Genomic DNA, 24,801 nt, shown 5'->3' with positions numbered 1-24,801 from the left:
GCCACGTGACTGGATCGGGGGCGTCACGTGCACAGTGTCCTTACTTGTTGAGCTGCTTCTCGCGGGAGCGGCTGCGGTTGCGCTCGGTGGCGTTGAGGATGACCTTGCGCACGCGCATCACGTCCGGGCCGACCTCGACGCACTCGTCGTTGCCGCAGAACTCGACGGCTTCATCCAGGGAGAGGGAGCGCGCCTTGTTCAGCGTGACGGTGGTGTCGGCGGAGGCCGCACGCATGTTGGTGAGCTTCTTCTCCTTGGTGATGTTGACGTCCATGTCCTCATCACGGTTATTGGCGCCGATGACGGTGCCCTCGTAGACCTCGTCGGTCGGCTCGACGAAGAAGGTGCCGCGGTCGGCGAGGTTCTGCAGCGCGAAGGCGGTGACCTTGCCGGTGCGGTCGGCGACCAGGGAGCCGGTCGGGCGGCCCTTGATCTCGCCGGCCCACGGGCGCGGCTCGATCGAGTAGGAGTTGGCGATTCCGGCGCCGTGGGTCTCGGTCAGGAAGGTGGTGCGGAAGCCGATGAGGCCGCGGGACGGGACGTCGAACTCCATGCGCACCCAGTCGCCGGCGGAGTTGGCCATGGAGGTCATCTGACCCTTGCGGGCGGCCATGAGCTGGGTGATGTTGCCCTGGTACTCGCTCGGGGTGTCAATGACCATGTGGTCGTAGGGCTCGTAGGTCTTGCCGTCGATCTGCTGGGTGACGACCTGCGGCTTGCCCACGGTCAGCTCGAAGCCCTCGCGACGCATGGTCTCGATGAGGACGGTGAGGGCCATCTCGCCACGGCCCTGGACCTCCCAGGCGTCCGGACGCTCGGTCGGCAGAACGCGCAGGGACACGTTGCCGATGAGCTCCTGATCCAGGCGGGCCTTGATCATGCGGGCGGTCAGCTTGTCACCGCCGCCACGTCCGGCCATCGGCGAGGTGTTGACGCCGATGGTCATGGAGATGGCCGGCTCATCGACGGTGATGCGCGGCAGCGGCTCGACGTGGTCCGGGTGGGTCAGGGTGTCGCCGATCATGATCTCGTCGATGCCCGAGATCGCGGCGATGTCGCCGGCGACGACCGGCTGGTCGGAGGACTTGCGGGCGTAGCCCTCGGTGATCAGCAGCTCGGCGATCTTGACGTTCTTGACGTGCTGCTCGCCCTCGGCGTCATAGTGGATCCAGGCGACGTTGTCGCCCTTCTTGATGGAGCCCTTGTGGACGCGGATCAGTCCGATACGGCCCAGGAAGGAGGAGGAGTCGAGGTTGGTGACGTGCGCCTGCAGCGGGGCGTCGATGTCGGCGGAGGGCTCCGGCAGAACGTCGTAGATGACGTTGAACAGCTCGGTGAGATCCTCGGCCTCCGGCGGGTTGCCGTTGCCCGGGTTGACGGTGGAGGCCTTGCCCTCGCGGCCCGAGGTGTAGAGCACCGGCAGGTCGAGCAGGGTCTCGGCGGCCTCGGCGGCCTCCGGGTCATCCAGTGAAGAGGCCAGCTCGAGCAGCAGGTCCTGCGCCTCGGTGACGACCTCGTCGATGCGGGCGTCCGGGCGGTCGGTCTTGTTGACCGCGATGATGACCGGCATCTTGGCCTCGAGGGCCTTGGTCAGCACGAAGCGGGTCTGCGGGAGCGGACCCTCGGAGGCGTCCACCAGCAGGACGACGCCGTCGACCATGGACAGGCCGCGCTCGACCTCGCCACCGAAATCGGCGTGGCCCGGGGTGTCGATGACGTTGATGACGAGGTCGGCGCCGTCCTTGCCCTTGCCCTTGCGGCGGATGGAGGTGTTCTTGGCCAGGATGGTGATGCCCTTTTCCCGTTCCAGATCACCGGAGTCCATGACGCGGTCGGCGACGCCGCCGTGGTCGCCGAAGGCGCCGGACTGCTCCAGCATGGCGTTGACGAGGGTGGTCTTGCCGTGGTCAACGTGCGCGACGATGGCGACGTTTCGGAACTCGGGGTGGGACAAGGTCACGGAGGTGTCTCCTCAAGAGATGATGACGGTTGGACGGATTATGATGTCCCGCTCCAGCCTAGTGATCGCGCGCCGTGGAGGCTGCGCATTAACGGGGCGTAACAATACTCGCAAACGGGCCCATTTGCACAGTCCCAATCTGAGAGCCTCGCCACGTCCGACGGATGGACGACCCCGGGGTGCCGGCGATTTGACGGAATCGGAACGAGGCCCGAAGTAACTATTGTTACCTGAGGGAAAGTTGTTATCCTTGTGACTGTTGTTGTCGAGCAACCTGTCCCCGGGTCCAGCCCCCTGGGACACCGCCATGTTCGGCCCCCTATCGCCGAAAGAATCATGAGGACCCCGTGACCCACCGCCGACTGCCCCATCCCCGCCCCCTGACCGCCCGCGTCGCCGTCGGCGCCGCCAGCGCGCTCCTCGCGCTGACCGCAACCCTGGGCGCCCCGGCCGCGTCCGCCCAATCAGCGGATCCGCTGCAGGTCGTGTCCTCCTCCGCGGCACAGGCCGCCAGCCCCTACGTCGACGGACTCGGCCGGCCCAGCCAGTACACCCAGGACCGGGTCCGCGAATTCGCCGCCCAGCCCTGGATCCCGAAGGACCTGCGATCGGCCATCCTCACCGCCCTTAATTTCTACGCCGGTAACAACGGCGACGGTGGGCCCGATATGCCGAGTAACGCACCAACATTCACGCAGTTCTACTGGCCGACCGTCTCCGGCGGATGCATCAACGGCCAGCTGGATTCGGTCGGTTCCGCCCTGGCAGTGCCGGGGCCGGCCGAGATTCCTGCGCCCGGTGCGGCCGACGGGCAGACCGCGTTCCTCTTCACGGCGCTCGGCACGTCCCCGGCCGCCCCGGTCGAAGTGCCGCAGAACATGAGGGTGCACTGGTTCAACATCGACACGCTCACCTCCGGCGTGACCCCGCTGACGAACCACGGCATCAACCCCGAGGGTCCGGCCACCCTCTCCGGTGTCGGCGACACCGGCCACGGCACGATTCTGGCCCTGCTGGAAGGCGACGTGGTCACCACCGACGCCACCTGTTCCTTCGTCCCCACCGTCACGATCATCGAGGCGCCCTAACGGAAAGATTATGAGTCACATGGATCTTCACCCGGTCAAGGTCGAGTTTTTCGACACCTCCACCGACGTCAACACGGACCCCAAGGGGTTCCTTCGTTCCGTCGAGACCTACCGTGAGACCGACTTCGGCCTCTACATGGCCCGGGGCGCGAATCACCCGCGCTTCGGTTACCTGGAATCCTGGCTGCTTCCGGAGCTGAATCTGCGTGCCAACATCTTCCACTTCCGCGACGGCGTCGACGAGCGGCAGGACTTCTACTTCGACATCGCCGAGATCTCCCGGGAGGGCGGCGTCTGGCGCTCCCGCGACCTCTACGTCGACCTCGTCTCCGTGACCGGTGAACCACTCGACGTCCTCGACATCGATGAGCTGGCCGCCGCGACCTCCGCCGGGCTGATCACCGCCGAGGACGCCGAACTCGCCATCGAAGCAACCCTGCGCGCCGTCGACGGCATCACCCGCCACGGCGACGACGCCATGGCGTGGCTGGCCGCCCTGGGCTACGACCTCACCTGGGCCGGGCAGGTCGAACTCACCCCCGCGGACTAGCCGCTAACCTGGTGGCATGTCCACCATCTATCACAATCCGCAGTGCTCCACCTCCCGCAAGGCCCTGGCCGCCATGCGTGAGCGCGGCGATGAGCCGACGATCATCAGGTACCTCGATACTCCCCCGACCAAGGATGAGCTGCGCACGCTCATCGCGCGCGCCGGACTCTCCGCCCACGGGGCGATACGTACCAAAGAGACGCAGTACAAGGAGCTGGGACTGACCCCCGAGACCCCCGACGAGGAGCTTCTCGACGCGATGGTCGCCCACCCCCGACTGATCGAGCGCCCCATCGTCGTCACCGACAAGGGTGTGCGGATCCCCCGCCCCATCGAGCTCCTCGACGAGATCTACTAGGAGTTGTGGTCCCAGGCACCGCCCTCGCCCTCCCACGTGCCGAGCCGCATGAGCTTCTCTCGTGGGTAGCGGCGGCGCACGCCGTAGCCGTAGCCGTCGCTCTCCGGGATGAAGTGGGCGCCGTACTTCTCCAGCGACCTCTTGAGGGCGGCCCGCTGTTCGCCGCTGAGGTTGTCCCCGCCGCGCTCGAAGTGACGGATCTGGTCCTCGCTCAGTCCGGTGTCCGTGGCGATGGTCTGAATCGAAACCGAGGCGAACGCACGTCCGGCACGGGCGAGGTCACCTCGGAAGAGAAAATCCTTGGTCATGGTGGTTTCCTTTCCGGGTCAACTGTGGTTGTCCCCACTCTAACCCCGGATATGTGACCTGTCGAGGACCGTGGACGCACGGCGCAACCGTTGGTGGCCCGCCTATTCGAACTCGATCCCCAGCTCCTCGCCGACGCCGAGCTCGATGTTGAGGCCCGGGACCGAATCGATGAGGTTACGGGTGTACTCGTTCTGCGGGTTGGCGAAAATCTGGTCCGCGTCGCCCTGCTCCACCACCGCGCCCTGGCGCATGACGACGATGTCGTCCGCGGTCTGCCGAACCACGGCCAGGTCATGGGTGATGAAGAGATAGGTCAACTCCAGCTCCGACTGCAGATCGCTGAGCAGCGTCAGAATCTGGTCCTGGACCAGCACGTCCAGGGCGGAGACGGCCTCGTCCAGCACCAGCACCTCGGGCGACAGCGCCATGGCGCGGGCGATGGCGATGCGCTGGCGCTGGCCGCCGGAGAGCTCGTTGGGGTAGCGGCGCATCGCCGAGCGCGGCATGGAGACCATGTCCAGAAGCTCCGCGACCCGCTTCTCCCGCGACTTCTTGTCCCCCACCTTGTGCAGGCGCAGCGGCTCCTCGATGCACCGGTAAATCGAGTACATCGGATCGAGTGAGCCGTAGGGGTTCTGGAAGACCACCTGCATTTTGCGGCGCATGGCGAACTTCTCCTTCTCGCTGAGCGCGGTGATGTCGCGCCCCTCGTAGAAGACCTGTCCGGACGTGGGTTCCAGGAGGTTGAGGACCATGTTGGCCACCGTCGATTTGCCCGAGCCCGACTCCCCCACCAGTGCGGTGGTCGTGCCTCGCGACACGGAGAAGTTCACGTCGTCGACCGCGCGCAGGATCTTCTTGTCGCCGCGCTGGCCGCGGACGTCAAACTCCCTCACCAGGTTCTTGACCTGGATGACGGTGTCCTGGTCCTCCCCGCCGCTCTCCTCCCCGCCGGTCTTGAGCTCCGGGGAGGTCAGCCCCGCGTCCTTGGCCGACTGGATGCGCGCCGACGCCAACGAGGGCGCCGCCTTGACCAGGCGCTGGGTGTACGGGTGCTTCGGGTTGCGCAGGATCTCCAGGGAGGGTCCCGACTCGACGACGCGGCCACGGTGCATGACCACGAGGTGCTGGGCGCGTTCGGCGGCCAGGCCGAGATCGTGGGTGATGAACAGGACCGCGGTCCCCAGCTCCGCGGTCAGGGTGTCGAGGTGGTCGAGGATGCGCTTCTGCACCGTGACGTCGAGGGCCGAGGTCGGCTCATCGGCGATGAGCAGCTTGGGGCGCGCGGCCAGGCCGATGGCGATGAGGGCTCGCTGGCGCATGCCGCCGGAGAACTCGTGGGGGTACTGCTTGGCGCGGCGCTCGGCGTCGGGAAGCCCGGCCTCCTCCAACAGCTCGACGACGCGTGCGTGTCGCCCGGTGCGCGGCACCACGTTGTTGGCCCTCAGGGATTCCTCGATCTGGGCACCGATGCGCCACACCGGGTTGAGGTTGCTCATCGGATCCTGCGGGACGAGCCCGATCTCGGAGCCGCGCAACTCGGTCCACTGCTCGTTGTTGAGGTTGGTGACGTCGCGGCCGTCGAAGGTGACGGTGCCGCCGGTGATCTTGCCGGTCCCCGGCAGCAGGCCGAGGATCGCCATCGCGGTCGTCGACTTTCCTGAACCGGACTCGCCGACGATGGCGACAGCCTGGCCCGGGTAGATCGTCAGATTGGCGCCGCGGACCGCCTGGACGGTGCCGGTCGAGGACTCGAAGGCGATGTCGACCTCGCGCATTTCCAGCAGCGGCCGGTCCTCGACGGTGACGGGAGTACTCATGATTATCGCTTCCTCGACTTCGGATCCAGGGCGTCGCGGACGACGTCACCCATGAGGATGAAGCTGAGCACCGTGAGCGCCAGGGCGATCGCCGGGTAGAACAGCACCATCGGGCGGGTGCGCAGGGTCGCCTGCGCGGCGGAGATGTCGCCTCCCCAGGAGACGACGGTGGTCGGCAGGCCGATGCCCAGGAAGGACAGCGTGGCCTCCGCGACGATGAACGTGCCCAGGGCGACCGTCGCGTACACGATGATCGGGGCGGCGGCGTTGGGCAGGATGTGACTGCCCAGGGTGCGCATTTTCGAGGCGCCCATGGAGCGGGCCGCCGTGACGAACTCCTCGTTCTTGACGCCCATCACGGCGCCGCGCGTGATGCGCGCGATGTTCGTCCAGCCGAAGATCGCCAGCACCACCACGACCGTGAGAATCGTGCGGTGCTCCTTGAACACCTGCATGACGACGATGGCGGCCAGCACCAGCGGGACGGCGAAGAAGATGTCGGTGATGCGCGAGAGAATCGTGTCGACCCAGCCGCCGAAGAACCCGGCGAAGGCGCCGAAGGTGGTGCCGATGAGCACCACGGCGAGGGTCGTGAGCACCCCCACGGACACGGAGGCGCGGGCGCCGTGGATGGTGCGGGAGTAGATGTCGCAGCCCTGGCGGTCGAAACCGAAGGGATGCCCGGCCTGGGGCCCGCCCAGCGAGTTCGACAGGGTGCAGGCGCGCGGATCGACGCTGGTGAACAGCGAGGGAACCGCGGCCATGAGCAGGGCCAGCAGGATGAGGAACGCGGCGACCCAGAAGGTCGGGCGGCGGCGCAGGTAACGCCAGGCCTCACCCCACTGGGAGCGGGGCGCGGATTCGTCGGCCACGGCGTCGACGGCGCCCAGGCCGATCTCGTCCGTGGCGGCGATGAAGTACTCCTGGCCGCGGCGCTGGCGGGCGTCGACACGCCCGTCGTCCGAGACGGTCTCGGAGGGGTTCTGGTTAATGTCAGGCATAGCGGATCCTCGGGTCGAGCACGGCGTAGATCAGGTCAACGATGAGGTTGGCGACGATGTAGACGACGACAAGGACGGTGGTGAAAGATACCACCGTCGTCGGTTCGCCCTTGAGAATCGCCTGGTAAATGGCGCCACCGACACCATTGATGCCGAAGATGCCCTCCGTGACGATCGCGCCGCCCATCAGGGCGCCCAGGTCGGCGCCGAGGAAGGTGACCACCGGAATCAACGAGTTGCGCAGCACATGGCGGCGCATGACCGTCCCGTTGGCCAGGCCCTTGGCGCGGGCGGTGCGGACGTAGTCGGCAGAGAGGTTTTCGCTGACGGACTGGCGGGTCAGCCGCAGCACGTAGGCGAAGGACAGTGAGCCCAGCACCACCGCCGGCATGAGCAGGTTGATGAACTCCTCGTTCCTGCCCACCGTGGCGGGCAGCAGCTGCCACTTCACGCCGACCAGATACTGGAGCACGAAGCCCAGGACAAAGGACGGGACGGCGATGACGAACAGGGACACCACCAGGACGGTGGAATCGAAGACGCCGCCGCGGCGCACGCCGGCGATGACACCGAAGGCGATGCCGAGCACTGCCTCGAAGATCAGCGCCATGACGGCGAGCTTGATCGTCACCGGGAAGGCGTCGGCCATCGCCTGGGCGACCGGCTGGCCGGAGAAGGTCGTGCCGAAGTCGAGAGTGAAGATGCCCTTGATGTAGAGCAGGTACTGCATCCAGAAGGGCTGGTCCAGGTTGTACTCGGCGGTGATTCGCTGGCGGGCGGCCTCGGTCAGCCCGCGGTCGCCGCCGAGGGCCTCCACCGGGTCACCGGGCATGAGAAAGACGAGGGCGTAGAGCAGCAGCGTGGCCCCGAAGAAGACCGGAATCATCTGGAGCAGTCTGCGTCCGATATAACGCAACATGGGTGGGGTTCCTTTTCCGACGCGCCCGCGGGGGACGACCGGTCCCGGGCGCGGGAACGGGTGGTTCAACGGCAGCGCCCCGAAGCAGTCGATCGTGACTGTCGGGGCGACAACTGCGCGTGTGGGCCGGGCCCGGTCACGCGCCCCGGGCCGGAGGCGCCCCGGGGCGGGGCGTCAGACCGTGGGCGGCCTAGTTCTTGGTGATCTCGTAGTAGACCGGGACGGACTTCCAGGAGAACTCGACGTTGTCGACGTTCTCGGACCAGCCGCCGGTGACGTTGGAGTACCACAGCGGGATGGCCGGCAGATCCTGCAGCAGCATCTCCTGGGCCTCGTTGTAGGCGGTGATGGCGGCCTCGTTGTCCTCCGCGCCGGCGGCCTCGGCCAGCTTCGCGTCGAACTCCGGGTTGGAGTAGTCGCCGTCGTTGGAGCCGGCGCCGGTGCCGTAGAGCGGGCCGAGGAAGTTGCCCAGGGACGGGTAGTCGGCCTGCCAGCCGGTGCGGAAGGCGCCGGTGATGGTGCGGTTGGTGACGTCGTCACGCAGGGACTTGAAGTCCGGGTACGGGTTGCCGATGGCCTCGATCTCGAGGGTGTTGCGGATGGAGTTGGCCACGGCATCGACCCAGGCCTGGTGGCCGCCGTCGGCGTTGTAGGAGATGGTGAACTCGCCCTCGAAAGGTGCGATCTCGTCGGCCTGCGCCCACAGTTCCTTGGCGCGCTCCGGGTCGTAGTTCAGCACCTCCGCGCCGGCGAGATCGTCGGCGTGGCCCGGGATGACCGGGGAGGTGAAGTCGGTGGCCGGGGTCCGGGTGCCCTGGAAGATCGTGTCGGTGATCTCTTCGCGGTTGATGGCGTGGGACAGGGCCTGGCGGCGCAGCTGCCCCTCCTCGCCGGAGAAGTGCGGGGCCGCTTCCGGGATGGTGAAGGACTGGAAGATCGCGGCCGGGTCATTGACGAAGCGGCCGGCGAGCTCGTCCTGGTAGGAGGCGAAGGCGGTGTCGGGGATGGCGTCCAGGACGTCGAGGTTACCGGAGAGCAGGTCGGCGTAGGCGGCGTCCTGCTGGGCGTAGAAGACGAAGTCGATGCCGTCGTTCTGCGGGGCGCGGTCGCCGGAGTATTCCTCGTTCGGGACCACGACGGCGTTCTGGTTGTGGTTCCACTCGGCCAACTTGTACGGGCCGTTGCCGATCGGGTTCTCGCCGTAGGCGTCGATGTCCTCGAGCGCGCTCTCGTGCATCGGGTAGAAGGCGGAGTAGCCCAGACGCTGCTGGAAGTCGGCCTCCGGCTAGTTCAGCTCGATGGTGAAGGTCTGGTCGTCGACGACCTGGAGACCTTCCATCGCCTGGCCGCCCTCCTCGGAGTAGCCCTTGATCGGCTCGAAGAAGTAGGCGGAGAGCAGCGAGTTCTCGACGGCGTAGTTCCAGGAGTCGACGAAGTTCGCGGCGGTGACCGGGGAGCCGTCGGAGAAGACCTGGCCCTCCTTGATCGTCACCGTGTAGTTCTGGTTGTCCTCGGTCTCGATGGACTCGGCGACCTCATTGTGGACCTCGCCCTCGGCGTCGTAGTAGACGAGGCCGGCGAAGATCTGGTCGATGATGTTGCCGCCGCCGACCTCGTTGGTGTCGGCCGGGATGAGCGGGTTCTGCGGCTCACTGCCCTTGGAGGTGACGTAGTTGTCGCCGCCGGTCGCGCCGGAGTCTCCGTTGGCCGCCGCGTCGCCGGAGGAATCGGAAGAGTCAGAGCAGGCGACGAGGCTGAGGGTGGTAGCCGCAGCCGCCAGCAGGGCGATTGACTTACGGAGATGCATTGGCGCTCCTTGCGTGAAAGATCTTGTGGGAAAGATTCGGATTGCTTGTCTGAATCATATGACGAGAAACAGATCATTCCCAGAGTTCAACGTGAAGAGGATTACATCTTTCCGCGGCAAGCAGGCGGCATCACCAGCAGGCCGCGTAGCTACCTGCGGTCATAACCAGAGTCACTTAATGGTCAGCACACTTGCCGGGGGTACGACGGGGGCGAATCGGCGCGCCCCAGGCGGAGGGCATGCGGAAACCCACAGACTTGCCGCACCCGTCTCCCACACAATCGGGCACCGGAGTCTGTGAGGGGCCATCCCCTCCAACCCCCTCACCAGGTGATGGTTTCCTCGGCGGCGACATCGCCGTCCCCGGAGAAATGCGCCTCCTCCTGACGCGCCCACATTTGCCACCAAGCGCGGTAGCCCGGGTCGCGGGCGATGGCGCGCCGGAAACGCGCGTCCGACGCCGCCGTGATGTGGATGGTGTGCACTTCCCCGAGCTTCGCGGCGGCGGCCACGGACTGCTTCGTGATCGCCCCCACCCCCTCCACGATCAGCGAGGCTTCCGGATCCAGCGTCACCCGCTCCGCCGGGCGACTGTTGTTCCAGTCCCAGCGGGTGAACCCCGGGTCAACGGGGTCGAGGACGTCCTCGACGACCATCCGCGCCCCCTCCGCCAGGCCGCCCCAGCCCGGGTAGAAGTCGTCGAGGTGCACGACACGCCAGCCGGTCATCTCCCCCAACCGGTTGGCGTAGGTGGTCTTGCCCGCTCCGGAGGGCCCGTCGATGAGCACGATGGTGCGCCTGCGGCCGGATCCGGGCCTGGTCCGAGGTTCAGCCACTACCTGTTTCTTCCTGGCGCCGGGGCGAGCCGGACCGCCGCCGGTCGCCGCTATTCGGCGCCGTCGCTGGTGTGGGTCGAACCCGCCACCCCACCCGGGCGGGTCCAGGAGCAGACCAGCTCGTCCTTGGCTCCGAAACGGACGAGGTGTCGGCCGATGATGTCTTCGAGCGTGTCCACGTACTCGGCCGGGGCCTCGAGCTGGAGCAGGAGAACACCATCTCCCGCGATCATCTCGATCTCACCGGTGCGGCCCTCGACCTCGCCCCGGAAGGAGATGTGGCCGCGGCCGGCCTCGGAATCCCACTCGGTTGCGAGCTTGCGCGAGAAGTGCGAGGCGAGTTGCTTGCCGTAACGTCCGGGGCGGTCGGTGGTCACCCGTGCAGTCGAGGAGGATGTCATGCCTGACGACCATACCGGAGGGTGTCAAAAAGCAGACCATGCAAGGGGGTCGAAACGCCGAGCCGCTCGCCCGCCCGCACGATCGCGCCGATCTGCGCGTCCAGTTCACTGGCCCGTCCCGCCCCCAGGTCACGCTGCATCGACGACGTCGCTCCGGCCGGCATCGCGTCGGCGAAACTCATCACCTGCTCCACCGCGTCGGCGGGCAGGTTGACCCCGGACGCCCGCGCCACCGCGTCCACCTCGGCCACCACCGCCTGCAGCGTGCCCCGCATATCCGTCCGCAGCACCCCCAGGGGCCGCCCGCTCAGCGCACCCAGCCCGCCGAAGGGCCCCACGAACATGGCCTTCGACCACACGTCGACGAAGATGTCGGGGTGCACGACGCCCTCGATGCCCGCCTCCTGCAGCGCCCGCGAAAACTGCTTGACGACGCCCGACGCCCCACCGTCCCAGGTGCCGAAGGTGTAGCTGATCGGGCCGCCGTGGAACGCCACCTTTGCGGGCCCGGTGTGGTGGAAGAAGCCACGTACGACCCCCGGCAGGGTGCGCTGCGTGCCGACGACCCCGGCAACCGCCGACGGCACCTCGACGGCGTTCTGGGTGCAGGCGACCAGGGCCTGCCCGTCGATTCCCTCCAGCAGGGTCGCCGCGGCCTCGCCGCCGGTGACCTTCACCGCCAGGAGGACCACGTCCGCTGGTGGGGCGTCGGCAAGGCTCTCGACGGCGTCGACCCGGATGGGGTCCTCCTCCCCCAGCACCAGCCCACGCTCCCGCAGCGCCTGCAGAGTTTCTGAACCGGGACGCGCCACGAAGGTGACGTCGTGTCCGGTGGCCGCCAGGCGCCCGCCGAACCATCCGCCGACCGCGCCGACGCCGATAACGGTGATCTTCATGGCAGTCAACAGTAGCCCGCAGGCGTCGACCTCGGCGTGTAGTGTTTCGGTTTAATTAGATTCCGCTAAGCAGACCCGAAAAAGGAGCAATCATCATGGCCGGAGGCCTACTCGCACTCCTCGACGATGTGGCGCTGATCGCGCGCTCCGCCGCCGCCAGCGTCGACGACGTCGCCACCCTCGCCGGCAAGACCACCGCCAAGTCCGCCGGCGTCGTCATCGACGACACCGCCGTGACCCCGGGCTTCCTCCGGGGCGCGAGCCCAAAGCGGGAACTGCCGATGATCTGGCGCATCACCAAGGGCTCGCTGATCAACAAGCTCGCCATCATCCTGCCGGTGATCATGCTGCTGAGCTGGCTCGCCCCGTGGGCGCTGACCCCGCTGCTCATGCTCGGCGGCACCTACCTCTGTTACGAAGGCGCCCACAAGATCATGGCCGTCTTCACCGGCCATGAGTCCCACGATGAACCCGTCAAACTGGCCGGCCCCGAAGCCGAGGACAAGATGGTGCGCTCCGCCATCACCACCGACCTCATCCTCTCCGCCGAGATCATGGTCATTTCGCTCAACAGCGTCATCCAGCTCGACTTCTGGCTCCGCCTGGGCGTCCTCATCCTGGTCGCCCTCCTCATCACCGTCGGTGTCTACGGCGCCGTCGCCCTGCTGGTCAAACTCGACGACATCGGTCTCGGAATGATCCGCCGTGGCCGCATCCCCCGCACCGGCCGCATGCTGGTCAAGGCCATGCCGATCATCCTCAACGTCATCTCCTTCGTCGGCACTTTCGCGATGCTCTGGGTCGGCGGCCACATCATCATCGTCGGCGTCGACGAGCTGTTCTGGTCCGCCCCCTACGAGCTGATCCACGGCTGGGAGACCGCCGTCGGCGGCGGTGCCCTCGGCTGGCTCGTCAACACCGGCGCCTCGCTGGTCATCGGCCTGGCCTGGGGCATGGTCGTCTACTCCGTCGTCCAGTTCTTCCAGTGGACGACGGAATTTGGCCGCGACGCCGAACAGGCCGAGGACGAGCGCATCCTGGCCCGGGAGCGCGCGGAATTTGAAGAGCTCAACCCCGCCGCCCCGAAGGGCACCGGCGAACCCGGCGGCTCGACAGCGGCTGCGGACACGCCGTAGGAAGATCCCCACGTCCCGGTTCCCCGTCTGCGCGGGGGCCGGGTCTTGTTTCTTTCCGGGGTGCGCACGCGTGTGAACGGCTCTGGCGGGCGGCGGTCGTCTGAGGGAGCACGCACACGTGTGCGTGAGCAACCATCGCCCCGCCCACAGCCCCGGCCATCGTGGCCTCCGGCCGGCACGCCCCGTTCCGTCAGGGGGATGTTCTAGGTGAGCAGCAGCAGCGACACGGCCATGACCGCCATGCCCAGCACCAATCCGTACACCGCGTGGTGGTGTTTGCCGGTGGCCTGGGCCGTGGGCAGGAGTTCGTCGAGGGAGACGAAGACCATGATGCCGGCAACGACCGCGTAGGACACGCCCATCGTGGCCGGCCCGATGAAGGGCATGAGGATCAGGAAGCCGATCAGCGCGCCCAAGGGCTCGGCAATTCCGGAGAGGGTGGCCAGCCAGAAGCCCTTGGCCCGGGAGCCGGTCGCCTCGCGGATGGGCACCGCGACGGCGATGCCCTCGGGGATGTTGTGGATGGCGATGGCGGCGACGATGGGGACGGCGATGGCGGGGTCCTCGAGGGCGGCGATGAACGTCGCGAAGCCTTCAGGGAAGTTGTGGATGGCCAGCGCGCCGGCGGTGAGGAGACCGGCCTTCATGATCCGGGAGCGGCGGGCGTCGCCGGCGGAACCCTCGAGGGTAGCTGGCTCGTGGGGGTTGATTTCCTCGGGCACGAAGCGGTCGATGAGGGCGATCAGGGCGATGCCGGCGAAGAAGGCGCCGGCGGTGGCCCAGCCGGCCCCGACCGAACCCAGCGCCCGGCCGAGGAAGTCGTTGGCGGTGGGCAGCATCTCGACGAAAGAGACGTAGACCATCACCCCGGCGGAAAGCCCGAGAGAGCCGGCCATGAAGGCGGGTCCGGGCTTGTGCTTGAGCACACCGAGGAATCCGCCGATGCCGGTGGAGAGCCCGGCCAGGAGCGTCAGGCCGAAGGCCAGCGCGATTGACGAGGCGTCGTACATGGAATCAGATATTACTCAGCGCGGGTGGATCCGCCCGTTTCCAGATTGGCGCCGACCGTGGTCTTGCGCAGCTCCACCAGCACGATGCGGTTGCCGGAGACTTCGACGATCTCAAGCTGGTAGAGCACGTCGGAGCTGTGTTCCGGGTTGACGGCGTCCTCGGGATCGGAGGTCAGCTCGGCCGGGATGGGGATGACGTCGTCTTTGCGGCCCAGACGGCCCAGCTGGGTCAGCATCCAGCCGGCCACGGTCTCGTAGGGGCCTTCCGGCAGGTGGATTCCGGTGGCGTCGGCGAAATCCTCGATGTTCATGGCGGCGTCCATGGAGCGGGACTCGTGGAGAGCCATCGCCGCGCTGTGCTCCTCGCGGTCGTATTCGTCCCAGATCTCGCCGACCAGCTCCTCCAGCAGATCCTCGAGGGTGACCATGCCGTCAGTGCCGCCGTATTCGTCCACGACGATGGCGATGTGGTGACCGTTGGCGCGCATGTGCTGCAGGGCCCGCGGCAGGCGGATCGAGCCGGGGAACTGGGCGATCGGACGCTTCAGCTCGTCCAGGGTGACGTCGTGACGGTCGGCGGCCGCCGCTCCGAGGACGTCGCGGACGTGGACAAATCCGACGACGTCGTCCACGGAGTCGTCGTAGACCGGATAGCGCGAATACGGCAGGGACTGCAGTTCGGCTACCACCTCGTCGACGGTGGAGTGGGATTCGAAGGCCTTCATGTCCGAGCGGTGGCGCATGACCTCGCCGACGAGCCGGTCACCGGAGTCAAAGACGTCCTCGAGGACCTTGCGCTCATTGGCGCCGAAGCCCTCGTGGGAGGAGACGATGTCCTTGACCTCCTCGGTGCTCATCTGCTCGGTGCGCAGGTCGGGGTCGAAGCCGAGCAGGCGCAGGATGAGGTTGGAGCTGGAGTTGACGATCCAGATGACCGGGCGCATCAGCTTGGCGAAGATGTTGAGCGGCGGCCCGACGACCAGCGCGAAGCCCTCGGCCTTCTGCATGGCGATGCGCTTGGGCACCAGCTCGCCGAGGACCAGGGAGAAGTAGGACACCACGAGAGTCATCAGGACCAGGGCGGTCATGCTGGCGGCGCTGCCGCTCATGCCGAGTCCCTCGAACCACGGCGCGATCTGCGGGGCGATGGTGGAGGCGCCGAACGCCGAGGAGAAGAAGCCGGCGAAGGTGACGCCGATCTGGACGGCGGAGAGGAACAGGCCGGAGTCCCGGGCCAGCCCCGCGACGGTGCGGGCGGGGGTGGTGCCCCGCTCCATCTTCTTGATCTGCGATTCCCGCAGACTGACCAGCGCCATCTCAGTGGCGGCGAAGACGCCGCCGATGATGACGAACAGCAGGACGAGAAGGATGCTGACCCAGATGCTCACCTGTTATTCAGCGCCCTCGGCGTCGTCGGCACCCTCGGCGGGCCAGCACCCGTCGGGGCCGCAGACCTCACCGGCGCCCTCCCCGAGCGTGACCAGGCCGGAATAATCGAACTCAGGAGTACTCATGCCCAGCCCAACGGTCCAGGCGTGGGATTTGTTCCCCGCCGTCATTATCGTCGGGGGTATGGACAAGCATTTTGAGGTCAAGGTCCCCGGCGGAAAGTTGATCGTCGTCGACGTCAGAGTCGAGGACGACCAGCTCACCGCCACCAAAATTTCCGGGGATTTCTTCCTCGAGCCGGAAGAGGCCTTCGACCGGCTGCAGACTGCGCTGGTGGGGGCGTCGGCAAGCGAGGACACGGAGGCCCTGACGGCCCGGCTCGAGCGCGCGCTCGAAGGGGCCCAGCTCCACGGCTTCTCGACACGCGACGTCGCCGTCGCCGTACGCCGCGCCGTCACCGACGCGAGCGACTTCACCGACCACGACTGGGAGGTCATCCACTCCCCCGTGCTGCCGACGCCGGTCAACGTGGCGCTCGACGAGGTGCTCACCCGCCAGGTCGCGGACGGCTCGCGCGGGCCGACGCTGCGGTTCTGGGAGTGGCAGGACACGGCGGCGGTGATCGGCTCCTTCCAGTCCTACGTCAACGAACTGCAGCCGGACGGGGTCGAGAAGCACGGCGTCACCGTCGTGCGCAGGATTTCCGGCGGCGGCGCGATGTTCATGGAGGGCGGCAACTGCATCACCTACTCCCTCTACGCACCGGAGTCTCTGGTCAGGGGCCTGTCCTACGAGGCGAGCTACGAGTACCTCGACCGGTGGGTGCTCGACGCGCTCAAGGCCCAGGGCGTCAACGCGTGGTACGTGCCCATCAACGACATCACCTCCGACGGCGGCAAGATCGGCGGCGCCGCGCAGAAGCGGATGGGCAGGGCCGTGCTCCACCACGTGACGATGAGCTACGACATCGACGCGGACAAGATGGGCGAGGTGCTGCGGGTGGGCAAGGTGAAGCTGGCCGCGAAGGGGCTGCGCAGCGCCAAGAAGCGCGTGGACCCGCTGCGCCGCCAGACCGGCGCCGCCCGCGCGGACGTCATCGACGCCATGATCACCACCTTCACCGACCGCTACCCCGCCCACCTCGGCGAGCTCAGCGACGCCGACCTCGACGCCGCCCGCACCCTCGTCGAGGAAAAGTTCGCGACCCACGAATGGACGCACAGAATCCCATGACCGACTACATCACCGTCCGCGGCGCCCGGGTCAACAACCTCTGGGGCGTCGACGTCGACATCCCCAAGCACGCACTCACCGTCGTCACCGGCGTCTCCGGCTCCGGCAAGTCCTCCCTGGTCTTCGACACCGTCGCCGCCGAGTCGCGCCGCCTGATCAACGAGACCTACTCCTCCTTCGTCCAGGGCTTCATGCCCACGCTCGCCCGCCCCGACGTCGACCTGCTGGCCGGGCTGACCGCGGCGATCACCGTCGACCAGCAGCCGATGGGCGCCAACCCCCGCTCGACCGTCGGCACCGCCACCGACGCGACCGCGATGCTGCGGGTGCTCTACTCACGCATCGCGGAACCCTCCGCCGGCGGTCCCGGGGCGTACTCCTTCAACGTGCCCAGCGTCTCCGGCGGCGGCGCGCTCAAGGTGGGCAACAAGACCAAGGTGCTCAAGCACTACTCCCGCACCGGCGGCATGTGCCCGACGTGCGAGGGCACCGGGCGGGTCTCCGACTTCGACCTCGACGAGCTTGTCGACGCCGACCTCTCCCTCAACGAGGGGGCCATGACCATCCCCGGGTACAAGACCGGCGGCTGGAACTACCGCATGTACACCGAGTCCGGCCTCCTGGACCCGGACAAGAAGCTCCGCGACTACACCGACGCCGAACGTGAGGCGCTCTTCCATCAGGAACCGACCCGGATGAAGATCGCCGGCATCAACATGACCTACGAGGGTCTGGTGCCGCGGCTGAAGAAGTCGATGCTGACCAAGGACCGCGAGGCGATGCAGAAGCACATCGGCGAGTTCGTCGATCGGGCCGTCACCTTCGTCGCCTGCCCCGACTGCGGCGGCGCCCGCCTGGCCCCGCATGCGCTGGAATCGCGGATCAACGGCGCCAACATCGCGGACCTGTGCCTGATGGAGGTCGCCGACCTGCAGGAGTGGCTGCGCGGGCTGAAGCACCCCAACGCCCAGCCGCTCATCGACGCTGTCGTGGCGCTCATCGACAGCTTCGTCGCCGTCGGACTGGGTTACCTCACCCTCGACCGTCCGACGGCCACGCTCTCCGGCGGCGAGGCGCAGCGCGCCAAGCTCATCCGCCACGTCGGTTCCCCGCTGACGGACGTCACCTTCATCGTCGACGAGCCCTCGGCCGGCCTGCACCCGGCCGACATCGAGCGCGTCAACCGCATCCTGCTCAAGCTCCGCGACGCGGGCAACACCGTCATCGTCGTCGAGCACAAGCCCGAGACCATCGCCATCGCCGATCACGTCATCGACATCGGGCCGGGCGCCGGCGCCGCCGGTGGTCAGGTGACCTACGCGGGACCGCTGGCGGGCCTCAGGGATTCCGGCACCCTCACGGCCCGGCACCTGAACGACCGGGTGCCGGTGAAGGACACGGTGCGGGAGGCCGTCGGCGCCATCGAGATCCGCGGCGCCAACCGCAACAACCTGCGCGACGTCGACGTCGACATCCCGCTGGGCGTGCTCACCGCGGTCACCGGGGTGGCCGGCTCCGGCAAGTCCTCGCTCATCGCCGGGCTGTCCCGGGCGACCGACAGGGCGGTCCTGTTCGTCGACCAGGGCGCGATCTCCGGGTCGCGGCGATCCAACCCGGGCACCTACACCGGCGCGCTCGACCCGATCCGCAAGGCCTTCGCCAAGGCGAACGGGGTCACCGCCTCGCTGTTCTCCGCGAACTCCGAGGGCGCCTGCCCCAACTGCCGGGGCGCGGGAGTGATTTACGTCGACCTCGGTTTCATGGCCGGCATGGAGTCGCCGTGCGAGGTCTGCGAGGGCCGGCGCTTCGACGAGGCCGTGCTCGAGTTCACCTTCGGGGGCCTCGACATCGCGCAGGTGTTGGAGCTGCCGGCCGCTGACGCCGTGCAGTTCTGCGCGGACAACGGGATTCCCGCGGGCCGGCGCATCTGCCAGCGGCTCGTCGACGTCGGCCTCGGTTACCTCACCCTCGGCCAGCCGCTGACCACCCTGTCCGGCGGCGAGCGCCAGCGCCTGAAACTGGCCACCCATCTGGGCACGACGAAGGCGGACCAGGCGGAGGTCCTGATCCTCGACGAGCCCACCACCGGCCTTCATCTGGCCGACGCCGACGTCATCCTCGGCCTGCTGGACCGACTCGTCGACTCGGGCCGCACCGTCATCGTCATCGAGCACAACCTCGCCGTCGTCGCGCACGCGGACCACGTCATCGACCTCGGTCCGGGCGCCGGCTCCGAGGGCGGCCGCGTCGTGTTCGAGGGCACACCCGCCGACCTGGCGCGCACCGACGGCCTGACCGGCACCTACCTGGCGCGCTACCTCGGCGACGTGGCAGGCTAGGACCATGCCCCACCCGCAGCCGTATCCGATCGCGCCGTTCAGCCTCGGCGAATCGAGGGTCTACCTCGCCGAGGACCTCGACTCCGCCTCCGCGTGGAGCCTGATCCCCGGGGCCGTGGGCGACCTCGAGGAGGGCGCGACCATCCCCGTCATGCTGCTGCCCCACCCCGCCACCGGGGGCTGGACGGTCCGTTCCGCCCACGGCGGCGTCGGCCGGCTCGGCGCCGAGGTTCGCGCCGAGTACCCGGACCTGGAACGGGTCACCCGCTCCGGGCTGGTCTCCTCCACCGTCGGCGTGCTCCACGCGGGCGAGCGGGGTCTGCTCGAGCTCGAGGTCTGGCTGCCCCTCCCGGCGCTGGCCGTGCCCCGCAACAACCTGCCCGCCGGCACGGTGCTGCTGCCCCAGGGGGTCTCCTACCTCGTGGACGCTTCCGCCGGCGACGGACTCGGCCCGCTTGCCGACGCCCAACCCTGCCAGGTGCTGGCCACCCTGACCGTGCTGGGTGAGTCCGTCATCGCCGCCGCCGCGGAAACGGTGCTGGGCGTGGTCCAGGCCGACGAGCCCCTGCTGGCGGTGCTGCGCGACAATCCTTCCCTGGCGATCGCGGCGCGGGCCTTCATCGTCTCGGACACCGTCGTCATCGACGCCGCACCCGAGCAGGTGCACGACTCCGTCGCCCTGCCGCCGCTGCGCGTCCCGGCCCCGGAACCGTTCGTGGCCGTCGAGCTGGCCGAGAACCACGACGTCATGCTCGTCCCCGAACTCGACGAGGCCCCGGCGGGCCACCGCCCGCTGACCGGGCCGCCGGTTATCGAAGACGTGTAATTGCACCCACCGCACCGGCCAAAAGCATGTAATTACACGGAAACAGGGGTCCCGGCAGGCGTGTAATTGCACGCCAGCGGAGGATTTACCGGTACAGCTCCAGCCCCGCCGCCGCGGCCGCCTCCGCGTACTGCCGCGCCAGGTCGGGGATCTGGTAGTGGGCGTTGAGCCCGGACGGGTTGGCTGCCACGAAACCCCGGGTGTCCTGGAAGGGGCTGTCCTGCCAGCCCATGGTCGCCTTCCGGTCGCCGGTGCCCAGTCGCCAGGCGGTGACGCCGAGGATGACGACGACCACGGGGCGCCGGGCGTCGACGAGCGCCCGCAGCCGGGCCATGCCCGCGGTGATCTGTTCCGGGGTCAGTTCGTCGGCGCGGGCGGTGGCGACGGGGACGATGTTGGTGATGCCGACGCCCCGCTGGTCGAGGTGGGCGGAATCCTCCGGTGAGAGGCCCTCATAGGGCGCGATCTCGCGCTCCGTGATGCCAGCGGCGTGCAGGGCCGGCCAGAAACGATTGCCGCGCCGGGCGAAGTGGACGCCGGTCTTGGCCGCCATGAGCGAGGGGTTGATTCCGACGAAGAGCAGCCGCAGCTCGGGCGGCATCATGTCGGGGACCGTGGCGCCGTAGAACTCCTCGAGCATCAGATCACCCGCCGGTTCGCCCCGTCGACACGGCGGGTGAGGGCTTTGGCGTCCATGTGCTCGAGCAGCGGAATTGCCACGCGCCGGCTGGTCTCGAGGGCCTTGCGGGCCTCGGAGGTGGTGAAGGGCTGTGGCAGGGCGGCCAGAATGGTCCTGGCCTTGCGCGGGGCGTCGGGAAGCAGGACGATCCCCTCGGCCAGGCGCAGCAAGCGCCCGGCCCGTTCGGCGGCGGCGAGCTGCTTGGCGCCCAGCTTGAGCGCGGTGAGGTCGTCGGCTTCCGGGGCTGCGAAGGGCGCGTCCCGCAGGCGTCGCTCGAGCGTCGCGACGCCAGGCTCCGCCTCGCCGAGGTCGACCTTCGCCCCCGGCTGGCGGATGAGGCCCTCGGCCTGTTCCAGCTTGGCGGCGGCGACCGGCAGGGCCAGCAGCTCCTCGGCGGGCAACGTGAGCGCGCTCAGGGCGGCACCGCGGGAGAGCCCGGGCGAGAGCGGATTGTCGGCCAGGTGCCTGTCAAGGGTCTCGGTGAGGGTGTTGCGCCAGGAGATGACCTGGGGAGCGTGAATCCACCAGCCGCGGAAGGCGACGATGCCGGTCGGCGGGGTCTCGGGGACGTCGAGGCCGAAGCGGACCAGGTCCGCGCGCCGGATTGCGCCGCGGCGGGTGACCTCGTGGACGGGGTCGCCGTGCAGGGGCAGTGCGGCCAGGGCGGCGGCCCGCCGCGTCGCGGCGCCGCGGCGGGTCAGCGCGGGAGGGTCCACGTCCAGGACGGCGACGCCGGCGTAGACGTGGCGGTCGCCGGGCTTGCGCAGCACCATCCGATCGCCGACGGCCAGCGGCAACGGACGGTCCAGGGTCAGACGCACGTGCTCCTGACCGAGGGGGCGGACCTGGGCCTGGACCTGGGCGGAGCCGATGTGCAGGGCGACCTCCTGCGGCGCCTGCGCGAAGTCCGCCCCGGAGGTGCGGCGGGCGTCGACGGCTCTGGCCACCGGCCAGGCTTCAGGGGTGAGCAGCGCGTCGCCACGGCCGACCTCGTCGGCGGCGACGCCACGCAGGTTCAAGGCCACACGGTTGACCGGGCCGATGGATTCGCGCGCGGACTCCTCCGACTGGATGGAGCGGACCTGCACCTCGCGGAGGCCCACGACGGTGGACAGTGCGAGCGTGTCCCCCACCGAGACCGTGCCGGCGGCCAGCGTTCCGGTGACCACCGTGCCCGCGCCCTTAATGGTGAAGGAGCGGTCGAGCCACATGCGCACGCGCGCCTCAGCGTCGGGGCTGTGGGCGGCCTCCAGCACCGAGTCGAGGGTGGTGAGCAGGGCGTCGATCCCTTCGCCGGTGTGGGCCGAGACGGTGACTGCGGGGGCGTCGGCAAGCGTGGTGCCGGCCAGTTCACGGCGGACCTGGGCCTCGACCTCGGCGCGGCGCTGCGCGGAGGCGCGGTCGGCGCGGGTCAAGACGATGAATCCGTGGCGGATGCCGAAGGCGTCGACGGCGTCACGGTGGTCGTTGGACTGGGCCTGCCAGCCTTCGTCGGCGGCGACGACGAACATGACGACCGGGGCCGGTCCGACGCCGGCGAGCATGTTGCCGAGGAACTTCTCGTGGCCGGGCACGTCGACGAAGGCGACGTCGCGGTCCGCGGGCGTCCGGGTCCAGACGAAGCCGAGGTCGATGGTCAGGCCGCGGTCCTTCTCCTCGTCCCAACGGTCGGGTTCAAGCCCGGTCAGGCGCTTGACCAGTGTGGACTTGCCGTGGTCGACGTGACCGGCGGTGGCGACGACGTACATCTACGGCTCCTGGGCTCGGCGGACGGCAGCGATGAGGGTGGCGTCCTCGGCGGGCGGGACGCAGCGCAGATCGATGAGGCAGGCGCCGTCGTGGACCCGCCCCAGCACCGACGGGGTGCCGGTACGCAGCGGCCGTGCGAGCGTCGACGGCAGGCGCACGGCCCAGCCGGGCAGCTCGAAGCCGGGTGCCCCGCCACCGCCGACGCGGCCGTCGTGTGCGACGACCTCTCCCCCGACCGCCGAGGCGAGGGCCGTGGCACGGGCCTTCAGCTCGTCCGGGTCGGCGTGGAGATACTCCCTCACCGGCACATCGGCGGAGGTCAGCGTCGCCTCCAGGGCGGCCAGTCGCAGCTTGTCGACGCGCACCGCCCGCGCCAGCGGATGCTTCTTCAGCTTCCGGATCGTCTCGGCCCTGCCCAGCAGGATGCCGGCCTGCGGGCCACCGAGCAGCTTGTCACCGGAGGCGATGACGACGTCGGCGCCGGCGGCGATCTCCGCGGCGATGTCCGGCTCGTCCGGCAGCACCGGATCGTGGTGGAGCAGGCCGGAGCCGAGGTCGACGATCAGCGCCGCGCCGGTTTCATCCGCCAGCGGCCTCAATTGCTCCGTGGAGACCGAGGCCGTGAAGCCCTCCACGCGGAAATTCGAGGGGTGGACCTTGAGCACGGCCTTCGCGTTCGGGCGGGCCAGGGCGCGCTCGTAGTCCGCGGGGTGGGTGCGGTTGGTGGCGCCGATCTCGTGCAGGTCGACGCGGGCGGACTCGATGAGCTCGGGTAGGCGGAAGCCCGCGCCGATCTCGATGAGTTCGCCGCGGGAGATGACCACTTCCCCGCCCTCGGCCAGCGCGGTCGTCGCCAGCAGGAGGGCTGCGGCCCCGTTGTTGACCACCAGCGCGTCCTCGGCGCCGGGGCAGGCGGCCAGCAGGGCCTTCTTCGCGCCCAGGCCGCGGTGCGGGGAACGCTGGCCGGAGTCGAGGTCCATTTCGACGTCGGCGTAGCCGGCGGCGTCGACAAGCGCCTGCGTGGCCGCGGGCGAGAGCGGCGCGCGGCCGATGTTGGTGTGGACGATGACGCCGGTCGCGTTGAGGACCGGGGTCAGTGAGCTGGGCCGGGCGGAGCTGACGGCGGCGATGACGCGGGGGGCGACCTCCTCCGGGGCGATCTCCAGACGGCGGGCGGCGGACTGCGCCTCGTCGATCGCGGCGCGGACGGCGGCGTCGGCCAGTGGGGAGGCCTGCACCTCCTCGAGCGCGAGCAGGTCGTCGGTACGCGGGATGCGGCGACGGGGATCGGCACTCATCAGGGCTCCTTGAAAAGTATGGCGGAGGCGGACGGGAATCGAACCCGCCAGACCGAGATACTCGGCCTCACCGGTTTTGAAGACCGGGGCGCCCACCAGGACACGTACGCCTCCGTCGACCACCGTAGCAAATGGGCAGACCCCGTTTTCAATCACCGGGGCCTGACTATGGTGGCTGGTATGACTAACTCGAAGCTCACCTTCACGATGACCTCCTACGCCTCCGGCGGCGGCTGCGCCTGCAAGATTCCGCCGGGTGAGCTGGAGGAGGCCGTCGCGGGATTGATCGGCCACACCGACCCGAACGTCATCGTCGGGCTCGACGACGGCGACGACGCCGCCGCCATCCGCATCAACGGCGACACCGCCGTCATCTCCACCGCGGACTTCTTTACCCCGGTCCACAACGACGCCTACACCTGGGGAAGGATCGCCGCGGTCAACGCCATGAGCGACGTCTACGCCATGGGCGGCACCCCCATCACCGCGATCAACCTCCTCGGCTGGCCGCGCTCCGTGCTGCCGACCGAGCTCATGCGCGAAGTGCTGCGCGGCGGCCTCGACGCCGCCACCGAGGCCGGCATCTCCGTCACCGGCGGGCACTCCATCGACTCCCCCGAACCGACCTACGGCATGGCCGTCACAGGCGTCGCCAACCCGGACAAGCTCATGCGCAACGACGCCGCCGAGGCCGGACTTCCCCTGACCCTGACTAAGCCGATCGGCGTCGGCATCACCAACAACCGGCACAAGGCCACCGGTGAGGACTTCCCCGAGTCGGTCGAACTCATGACGACCCTCAACAAAGAGGCCTCCGAGAAGGCGCTGGCCGCCGGGGTCACGGCCGCCACCGACGTCACCGGCTTCGGCCTGCTCGGCCACCTGTACAAGATGATGCGCGCCTCCGGCATTTCCGCCGAGATCGACGCCGCCGCCGTGCCGAAGCTCCAGGCCGCCGTCGACTCCATCGCCGAAGGCTTCGTCTCCGGCGGTTCGCGACGCAACCTCGACTGGGTACGCCCCCACATCCTCGCCGACGGCGTCTCCGAGGAAACGCTCCTCCTGCTCGCCGACGCCCAGACCTCCGGCGGACTCCTCGTCGTCGGCGAAATCCCGGGCTACCCCGTCATCGGCCACACCACCTCCGGCCACCCCGGTCAGGTGAGCGTGAAGTAGGTTCTGCTTCGTCCTGGGTTA

The 24,801-nt window shown here is 68.6% G+C and carries 22 protein-coding genes, 1 tRNA gene and 1 pseudogene; 8 read left to right on the top strand and 16 right to left on the bottom strand.

What is annotated here, in order from left to right:
- Nucleotides 1-40: 40 nt before the first annotated feature.
- Nucleotides 41-1,954, bottom strand: coding sequence for a translational GTPase TypA (typA, locus tag CGUA_RS05020; RefSeq protein WP_290198314.1), 1,914 nt, complete (start codon nucleotides 1,952-1,954; stop codon nucleotides 41-43).
- Nucleotides 1,955-2,307: 353 nt separating this feature from the next.
- Here typA and CGUA_RS05015 point away from each other — a divergent pair, with 353 nt between their 5' ends.
- From CGUA_RS05015 to arsC, 3 genes are read left to right on the top strand one after another with little or no spacing between them, the layout of a single operon-like run.
- Nucleotides 2,308-3,048, top strand: coding sequence for an Rv1157c family protein (locus CGUA_RS05015; RefSeq protein ID WP_290197992.1), 741 nt, complete (start codon nucleotides 2,308-2,310; stop codon nucleotides 3,046-3,048).
- A 19-nt stretch (nucleotides 3,049-3,067) separates the two neighbouring features.
- The gene (locus CGUA_RS05010; RefSeq protein ID WP_290197991.1) at nucleotides 3,068-3,598 is read left to right on the top strand and encodes a ribonuclease FAU-1 family protein; all 531 of its coding nucleotides are present in this window, start codon (nucleotides 3,068-3,070) and stop codon (nucleotides 3,596-3,598) included.
- A 16-nt stretch (nucleotides 3,599-3,614) separates the two neighbouring features.
- Nucleotides 3,615-3,956, top strand: a complete 342-nt coding sequence (arsC, locus tag CGUA_RS05005; RefSeq protein ID WP_290197990.1) for an arsenate reductase (glutaredoxin) — start codon at nucleotides 3,615-3,617, stop codon at nucleotides 3,954-3,956.
- Here the strand turns inward: arsC and CGUA_RS05000 are convergent.
- From CGUA_RS05000 to CGUA_RS04965, 8 genes and pseudogenes are all read right to left on the bottom strand, one after another.
- Entirely contained in the window at nucleotides 3,953-4,264 is a 312-nt protein-coding gene (locus tag CGUA_RS05000; RefSeq protein WP_290197989.1) for a hypothetical protein, read from the bottom strand. The genes arsC and CGUA_RS05000 overlap by 4 nt on opposite strands.
- A 102-nt stretch (nucleotides 4,265-4,366) precedes the next feature.
- Entirely contained in the window at nucleotides 4,367-6,085 is a 1,719-nt protein-coding gene (locus CGUA_RS04995) for a dipeptide ABC transporter ATP-binding protein (protein WP_290197988.1), read from the bottom strand.
- Between the two features lie 2 nt (nucleotides 6,086-6,087).
- Nucleotides 6,088-7,086 carry an ABC transporter permease gene (locus CGUA_RS04990; RefSeq protein ID WP_290197987.1) on the bottom strand — a complete coding sequence of 333 codons (999 nt, stop codon included), beginning with the start codon at nucleotides 7,084-7,086 and terminating at the stop codon, nucleotides 6,088-6,090.
- Nucleotides 7,079-8,005, bottom strand: coding sequence for an ABC transporter permease (locus CGUA_RS04985; protein WP_290197986.1), 927 nt, complete (start codon nucleotides 8,003-8,005; stop codon nucleotides 7,079-7,081). The genes CGUA_RS04990 and CGUA_RS04985 overlap by 8 nt, the downstream gene beginning before the upstream one ends.
- A 190-nt stretch (nucleotides 8,006-8,195) precedes the next feature.
- Nucleotides 8,196-9,812 (bottom strand): annotated as a pseudogene (locus CGUA_RS04980) (peptide ABC transporter substrate-binding protein).
- 323 nt (nucleotides 9,813-10,135) lie between these two features.
- Nucleotides 10,136-10,648, bottom strand: coding sequence for a nucleoside/nucleotide kinase family protein (locus tag CGUA_RS04975; RefSeq protein ID WP_290197985.1), 513 nt, complete (start codon nucleotides 10,646-10,648; stop codon nucleotides 10,136-10,138).
- A 50-nt stretch (nucleotides 10,649-10,698) separates the two neighbouring features.
- On the bottom strand, nucleotides 10,699-11,049 hold the full coding sequence (locus CGUA_RS04970; protein WP_290197984.1) for a DUF2218 domain-containing protein: 351 nt from the start codon (nucleotides 11,047-11,049) through the stop codon (nucleotides 10,699-10,701).
- On the bottom strand, nucleotides 11,046-11,945 hold the full coding sequence (locus CGUA_RS04965) for a 2-dehydropantoate 2-reductase (RefSeq protein WP_290197983.1): 900 nt from the start codon (nucleotides 11,943-11,945) through the stop codon (nucleotides 11,046-11,048). Before CGUA_RS04965 ends, CGUA_RS04970 begins: the two co-directional genes overlap by 4 nt.
- 95 nt (nucleotides 11,946-12,040) lie before the next feature.
- Here CGUA_RS04965 and CGUA_RS04960 point away from each other — a divergent pair, with 95 nt between their 5' ends.
- Nucleotides 12,041-13,081 (top strand): DUF808 domain-containing protein, encoded by a 1,041-nt coding sequence (locus CGUA_RS04960; protein WP_290197982.1) that lies wholly within the window; start codon nucleotides 12,041-12,043, stop codon nucleotides 13,079-13,081.
- Nucleotides 13,082-13,284: 203 nt separating this feature from the next.
- Here the strand turns inward: CGUA_RS04960 and zupT are convergent, their stop codons facing one another.
- From zupT to CGUA_RS04945, 3 genes are read right to left on the bottom strand one after another with little or no spacing between them, the layout of a single operon-like run.
- Nucleotides 13,285-14,091, bottom strand: a complete 807-nt coding sequence (zupT, locus tag CGUA_RS04955) for a zinc transporter ZupT (RefSeq protein ID WP_290197981.1) — start codon at nucleotides 14,089-14,091, stop codon at nucleotides 13,285-13,287.
- 11 nt (nucleotides 14,092-14,102) lie between these two features.
- On the bottom strand, nucleotides 14,103-15,479 hold the full coding sequence (locus tag CGUA_RS04950) for a hemolysin family protein (RefSeq protein WP_290197980.1): 1,377 nt from the start codon (nucleotides 15,477-15,479) through the stop codon (nucleotides 14,103-14,105).
- 3 nt (nucleotides 15,480-15,482) lie between these two features.
- A complete protein-coding gene (locus CGUA_RS04945) occupies nucleotides 15,483-15,605 on the bottom strand; it encodes a hypothetical protein (RefSeq protein ID WP_290197979.1) in 123 nt (40 codons plus the stop codon).
- A gap of 58 nt (nucleotides 15,606-15,663) precedes the next feature.
- On the opposite strand from CGUA_RS04945, the gene lplB reads away from it, so the two are divergent.
- The 3 genes from lplB to CGUA_RS04930 are packed head-to-tail and all read left to right on the top strand — an operon-like array spanning nucleotide 15,664 to nucleotide 19,878.
- Complete coding sequence (lplB, locus tag CGUA_RS04940) at nucleotides 15,664-16,713, top strand: lipoate-protein ligase small subunit (RefSeq protein WP_290197978.1); 1,050 nt, start codon at nucleotides 15,664-15,666, stop codon at nucleotides 16,711-16,713.
- Nucleotides 16,710-19,052: an excinuclease ABC subunit UvrA gene (locus CGUA_RS04935; RefSeq protein ID WP_290197977.1), complete on the top strand. Its 2,343-nt coding sequence runs from the start codon at nucleotides 16,710-16,712 to the stop codon at nucleotides 19,050-19,052. Before lplB ends, CGUA_RS04935 begins: the two co-directional genes overlap by 4 nt.
- A 4-nt stretch (nucleotides 19,053-19,056) precedes the next feature.
- Nucleotides 19,057-19,878: a hypothetical protein gene (locus CGUA_RS04930; RefSeq protein WP_290197976.1), complete on the top strand. Its 822-nt coding sequence runs from the start codon at nucleotides 19,057-19,059 to the stop codon at nucleotides 19,876-19,878.
- Nucleotides 19,879-19,963: 85 nt separating this feature from the next.
- Here CGUA_RS04930 and CGUA_RS04925 read toward each other — a convergent pair whose 3' ends face one another.
- The 4 genes from CGUA_RS04925 to CGUA_RS04910 all read right to left on the bottom strand — a co-directional run bounded on the left by CGUA_RS04925 (nucleotide 19,964) and on the right by CGUA_RS04910 (nucleotide 23,718).
- Nucleotides 19,964-20,518, bottom strand: coding sequence for a mismatch-specific DNA-glycosylase (locus CGUA_RS04925; protein ID WP_290197975.1), 555 nt, complete (start codon nucleotides 20,516-20,518; stop codon nucleotides 19,964-19,966).
- Nucleotides 20,518-22,305, bottom strand: a complete 1,788-nt coding sequence (gene selB, locus CGUA_RS04920) for a selenocysteine-specific translation elongation factor (protein WP_290197974.1) — start codon at nucleotides 22,303-22,305, stop codon at nucleotides 20,518-20,520. The genes CGUA_RS04925 and selB overlap by 1 nt, the downstream gene beginning before the upstream one ends.
- Nucleotides 22,306-23,604, bottom strand: coding sequence for an L-seryl-tRNA(Sec) selenium transferase (gene selA / locus CGUA_RS04915; protein ID WP_290197973.1), 1,299 nt, complete (start codon nucleotides 23,602-23,604; stop codon nucleotides 22,306-22,308).
- Nucleotides 23,605-23,623: 19 nt separating this feature from the next.
- A tRNA-Sec gene (locus CGUA_RS04910) sits at nucleotides 23,624-23,718 on the bottom strand.
- A gap of 66 nt (nucleotides 23,719-23,784) precedes the next feature.
- On the opposite strand from CGUA_RS04910, the gene selD reads away from it, so the two are divergent.
- A complete protein-coding gene (gene selD / locus CGUA_RS04905; RefSeq protein ID WP_290197972.1) occupies nucleotides 23,785-24,780 on the top strand; it encodes a selenide, water dikinase SelD in 996 nt (331 codons plus the stop codon).
- The last annotated feature ends 21 nt before the right edge of the window (nucleotides 24,781-24,801 follow it).

It is taken from the genome of Corynebacterium guangdongense, assembly GCF_030408915.1.
GTDB classification, from domain to species: Bacteria; Actinomycetota; Actinomycetes; order Mycobacteriales; family Mycobacteriaceae; genus Corynebacterium; species Corynebacterium guangdongense.
This window is presented reverse-complemented; position numbering and strand designations above follow the sequence as displayed.